This window comes from Falsiroseomonas sp. RANM36, assembly GCF_056682175.1.
In genome coordinates, this window is the sequence record NZ_JBWXTD010000003.1 from 820,020 (window position 1) to 824,553 (window position 4,534).

Annotated in this window: 5 protein-coding genes; 1 reads left to right on the forward strand and 4 read right to left on the reverse strand. The window is 71.1% G+C overall.

The window, feature by feature from the left end:
- Positions 1-114: 114 nt before the first annotated feature.
- The 4 genes from AC1MIR_RS08650 to AC1MIR_RS08665 form a co-directional block, all read right to left on the reverse strand.
- Complete coding sequence (locus AC1MIR_RS08650) at positions 115-1,236, reverse strand: microcin C ABC transporter permease YejB (protein WP_480027775.1); 1,122 nt, start codon at positions 1,234-1,236, stop codon at positions 115-117.
- Positions 1,237-1,296: 60 nt separating this feature from the next.
- Positions 1,297-3,153, reverse strand: coding sequence for an extracellular solute-binding protein (locus AC1MIR_RS08655; protein ID WP_480027776.1), 1,857 nt, complete (start codon positions 3,151-3,153; stop codon positions 1,297-1,299).
- A gap of 44 nt (positions 3,154-3,197) precedes the next feature.
- The gene (gene hisN / locus AC1MIR_RS08660; RefSeq protein ID WP_480027777.1) at positions 3,198-3,980 is read right to left on the reverse strand and encodes a histidinol-phosphatase; all 783 of its coding nucleotides are present in this window, start codon (positions 3,978-3,980) and stop codon (positions 3,198-3,200) included.
- 113 nt (positions 3,981-4,093) lie between these two features.
- A complete protein-coding gene (locus tag AC1MIR_RS08665; RefSeq protein ID WP_480028727.1) occupies positions 4,094-4,459 on the reverse strand; it encodes a c-type cytochrome in 366 nt (121 codons plus the stop codon).
- Between AC1MIR_RS08665 and AC1MIR_RS08670 the strand changes: the two genes are divergently transcribed.
- A partial coding sequence (locus AC1MIR_RS08670) for a DUF3604 domain-containing protein (RefSeq protein WP_480028728.1) occupies positions 4,454-4,534 on the forward strand: 81 nt, incomplete at its 3' end. The two genes, AC1MIR_RS08665 and AC1MIR_RS08670, sit on opposite strands and share 6 nt — an antisense overlap.

Genomic DNA, 4,534 nt, shown 5'->3' on the forward strand with positions numbered 1-4,534 from the left:
CCGCGGGGGGGGGCCCCAGCGCCCCCCCCCCCTGGGGTAAAAAACGGCGGGGGGGGGCCGGGGCCGCTTCCCCCCCCCCCGCGCCCCCGCAGAAGCAACCACCCATCACCTCGTTCACCGCCGCGCCTCGAAGTCGATGCGCGGGTCCACGACGGTGTACATCACGTCGCCGACGATCTGCATGATCAGCCCGAGCAGCGTGAAGATGTAGAGCGTGGCGAACATGATCGGGTAATCGCGCCGGATCGCCGCCTCGAAGCCGAGCAGCCCGAGGCCGTCCAGGCTGAACACGATCTCCACCAGCAGCGCGCCGGTGAAGAGGATGCCGATGAAGGCCGCGGGGAAGCCCGCGATGATCAGCAGCATCGCGTTGCGGAAGACGTGGCCGTAAAGCACGCGCGTCTCGCTGTTCCCCTTGGCGCGCGCCGTGACGACGTACTGCTTGCCGATCTCGTCGAGGAAGCTGTTCTTGGTCAGCATCGTCAGCCCGGCGAAGCCGCCGATCACCAGCGCGAGGGTCGGCAGCGCCATGTGCCAGAAATAGTCGAGCGCGCGATCCCAGAAGGGCCAGCTCTCGCTGCCCGGAGAGGCCAGGCCGCGCAGCGGGAACCACTGGAAGAAGGACCCGCCGGCGAACAGCACCACGAGCAGGATCGCGAAGAGGAAGCCCGGGATCGCGTAGCCCACCAGCACCACGCCGCTGGTGGCCACGTCGAAGCGCGTGCCGTCCTTCACCGCCTTGCGGATGCCGAGCGGGATGGAGACCAGGTAGATGATCAGCGTGGACCACAGCCCGAGGCTGACGGAGACCGGCATCTTCTCCAGCAGGAGCTCGATCACCGGCCGGTCCTGGAACAGGCTGCGGCCGAAGTCGAAGGTCAGGTAGCCGGCCAGCATCTCCTTGAAGCGCACATGCGCCGGCTTGTCGAAGCCGAACATCCGCTCGATCTCGGCGACGATGTTGGGGTCGAGCCCGCGCGCGCCGCGATAGGTGCCCACCGGCCCGCCGCCCACATCGCCGCCGGGCATCGCGGTCGGCCCGCCGCCGGGCTGGCGGGTCTCCCCGCCGCCCTCGCCGGTGAGGCGCCCGAGCGTCTGTCCTTCACCGCGCAGCTCGGCCAGCATCTGCTCCACCGGGCCGCCGGGGGCGAACTGCACGACCGCGAAGTTGATCAGGATGATGCCGAGCAGCGTCGGCACCACCAGGATCAGCCGGCGCAGGATATAGGCGGCCATGTCAGCCCGCGGGCGCGGCCCGGCGCGGGCCGGGCGAGGACAGGGGCGCGCGCATCGGGCTCAGAGCGTCCGGCGGGCTTCGGCCAGCGCGCGTTCCTTCTCCGCGTCGATCCACCAGGCATCGAGGCCGATGTCGAAGCGCGGGTTGCGTCCCGGGCGGCCGAACTTGTCCCAGTAGGCGACGCGGAAGCTCTGGATATGCCAGTGCGGGATGAGGAAGTCGTGCGCCAGCAGCACGCGGTCCAGCGCGCGGGTGCGCGCCACCAGCTCCGCCCGGTCGGGCGCGTTGATCACCAGCTCCACCAGCGCGTCGATCGCCGGGTCGCAGATGCCGGAGACGTTGCGGCTGCCTTCCTCGCGCGCCTTGGCGCAGGTGAAGAAGTCGCGCTGCTCGTTGCCGGGCGAGAGGCTCTGGCCCTGGCCGCCCACCGTCATGTCGTAGTCGAAGCTGTCCATGCGGCGCTGGTACTGCGCGGGGTCCACGGTGCGGACATTCACCGTCATGCCCACGCGCTGCAGCGCCTGCACATAGGGAAGCGCCACGCGCTCGAAGGTGGGGGAGACGAGCAGGATCTCGAACTCGAAGGGGCGGCCCTGGGCGTTGACCAGGCGCCTGTCCTGCACGCGCCAGCCGGCCTGCTGCAGCAGGGCCAGCGCGCGGCGCAGGCCATCGCGGTTGTTGCCTGATCCATCGGTCACGGGCAGCCGGAACTCGGTGGTGAAGACGCTGTCCGGGATGCGGCCGCGGAAGCCCTCCAGGATCTCCTTCTCGCGCCCCTGCGGCAGGCCGGAGGAAGCGAGCTCGGAATTGCTGAAGTAGCTGTTGGTGCGGGCGTAGGCGCCGTAGAAGATGTTCGCGTTCATCCACTCGAAGTCGAACAGCTCCACCAGGGCGCGGCGCACGCGCTGGTCCTGGAACAGCGGCCGGCGGAGGTTGACGATGAAGGCCTGCATGCCGGTCGGCAGCTCGTGGCGGATCTCCTCGAGCTTGACCAGGCCGCGGCGACGCGCGGGGAAGTCGTAGCCCGTGGCCCAGTCGCGCGCGACATTCTCCGTGCGGAAGTCGATCTGCCCGGCCTTGAAGGCTTCCAGCGCCACGGTGTTGTCGCGGAAATACTCGAAGCGCGTCACGTCGAAATTCTGCGTGCCGCGCATCGTCGGGATGTCCTTCGCCCACCAGTCGGCGACGCGGCGATAGACGATGCTGCGCCCGGCGTCGAAGCGCTCGATCCTATAGGGGCCGGAGCCGAGCGGAGCGTCGAGGATCGGGCGCGTGAAGTCGCGGCCCTCCCACCAATGCTTCGGCAGCACCGTGAGCTGGCCCAGGATCAGCGCCAGCTCCCGGTTCTCGTCGGAGCGGAAGCGGAAGGTGACGCGGCGCGGGGTCTCGGCCACCGCCTCGGTCACGTCGGCGTAGTAGGCGCGGAAGAAGGGGCGGCCGTGCTGGCGCAGCGTCTCGAAGGTCCAGACCACGTCGGCCGCGGTCAGCGGCTGGCCGTCATGCCAGCGTGCGGCCGGGTTCAGCGCGAAGCTGACGCCCTTGCGGTCCGCCGGCAGCTCGATCCATTGCGCGATGTAGGGGTATTCGGTGCTCGCCTCGTCGGCGCTTTCCTTCAGCAGCGTGTCATAGATCAGCGTCGAGCCGACCGCCGGCGTGCCGCGGATGATGAACGGATTGAAGCTGTCGAAGCTGCCGAGCGCCCAGCGCGCGATCTCGCCGCCCTTCGGTGCATCCGGATTGACCCAGGGGAAATGCGGGAAATCGGCCGGCAGCTGCGGTTCGCCCAGCAGCGACAGGGCATGGGTGCGCACTGCCTGGCCGGGCGCGGCAGCGCCGCCGGCGGGGGTGACGGCACGGGCCGCGGCCGGCGCGAGGCCGAGCGCGAGGGACAGCGAGAGCAGGTCACGGCGACGCATGGCCGAGAGAGTGGGGACTCGCCGCGCGCGCGGCAACAGCGCCGTCACAAGTCGAGCAGGGCGGAAACTTCCGGCAACAGGGCCGGGTCGCCGACCGCCAGCACGCTGCCGTCGCCGTCCAGGCGGAGCGGCCGGCCGGCCCAGTCGGTGCAGCGCCCCCCCGCACCCTCGATCACCGGCACCAGGGCGGCCCAGTCCCAGGGCTTCATGGTGGCGTCCACCACCACATCCACCAGGCCGAGCGCCAGCAGACCATAGGCGTAGCAGTCGCCGCCCCAGGTGGTCCGGCGCGCCGCCGCCTTCACCCGGCCGAAGCGCGGCGCGGTGGCGGCGTCGAACATGTCGGGCGAGGTGCAGGACAGCTCGGCCTCGGCCAGGGCGGGGCAGGGCCGGCAGCGCGGCGTGCCGCCGAAGCGGGAGGCGAAGCGCGTCGCCTCGCCGCCGATGCCGATCCAGCGTTCCCCGGTGGTCGGCTGGTCGATGATGCCGAGGACCGGGCGGCCGCGATGCAGCAGCCCGATCAGCGTGCCGAACAGCGGGCGCCCGGTGACGAAGGCGCGGGTGCCGTCGATCGGGTCCAGCACCCAGACCCATTCGGCATCCGCGCGTTCCTCGCCGTATTCCTCGCCGATCACGCCGTGGGCGGGCAGGCGGCGCGCCAGCAGGTCGCGGATCGCGCGCTCGGCGGCCTTGTCGGCTTCGGTGACCGGGCTGGCATCGCCCTTCGCCTCGACCAGCAGGGCGGAGCGGAACAGCGGGCGGATCACGCCGCCCGCGAGATCGGCCGCTTCTTCGGCGACGGAGAGGAAGTCGGCTGCTTGCGGCATATCGGTGGCCCCCTGGCGCCCTGCCGTGGCTTTGCCACGGCAGGATGAGCCATCACCCCAGCATCGGCGCCAGTCCGGGCCCCCCGCGAAGACGCGAGCGGCTTCGTGGGGACTTAGGGCAGCGGCTTCGGGCTGTCGTCCAGCGAGCGCAGGAAGGCGATGACGTCGGCGCGCTGCTGCAGGTTGCGCAGGCCGGCGAAGGCCATGCGGGTGCCGGGCATGGCCTCCCGCGGGTTGGCGATGAAGGCGTTCAGCGCCTCGTAGTCCCAGGGCTTCTCGGCCAGGGCCCGGTTCGCCGCCGAATAGTTGAAGCCCGCCGCATGGGCATGCGGCCCGCCGACCACGCCCCAGAGGTTGGGCCCGACGCCGTTCGGCCCGCCCTTGGCGAAGTTGTGGCAGGACGCGCAGAGCCGCTGCGCCAGCTGCCGGCCGTTGTCGGCGTTGGCCGAGGCGAGGAGCGGCCCTTCGACGCCATGCAGCGCAAGGAGGTCTTCGCCACCACCGGCCCGCGCATGCTGGTCCGCGTCTTCGGCGGATGGGAGTTCGAGCCGGCG

Coding starts and splice junctions, on each gene's coding strand:
- AC1MIR_RS08650 (WP_480027775.1), bottom strand. CDS start 1,236: ATGGCCGCCTATATCCTGCGCCGGCTGATCCTGGTGGTGCCGACGCTG.
- AC1MIR_RS08655 (WP_480027776.1), bottom strand. CDS start 3,153: ATGCGTCGCCGTGACCTGCTCTCGCTGTCCCTCGCGCTCGGCCTCGCG.
- hisN (WP_480027777.1), bottom strand. CDS start 3,980: ATGCCGCAAGCAGCCGACTTCCTCTCCGTCGCCGAAGAAGCGGCCGAT.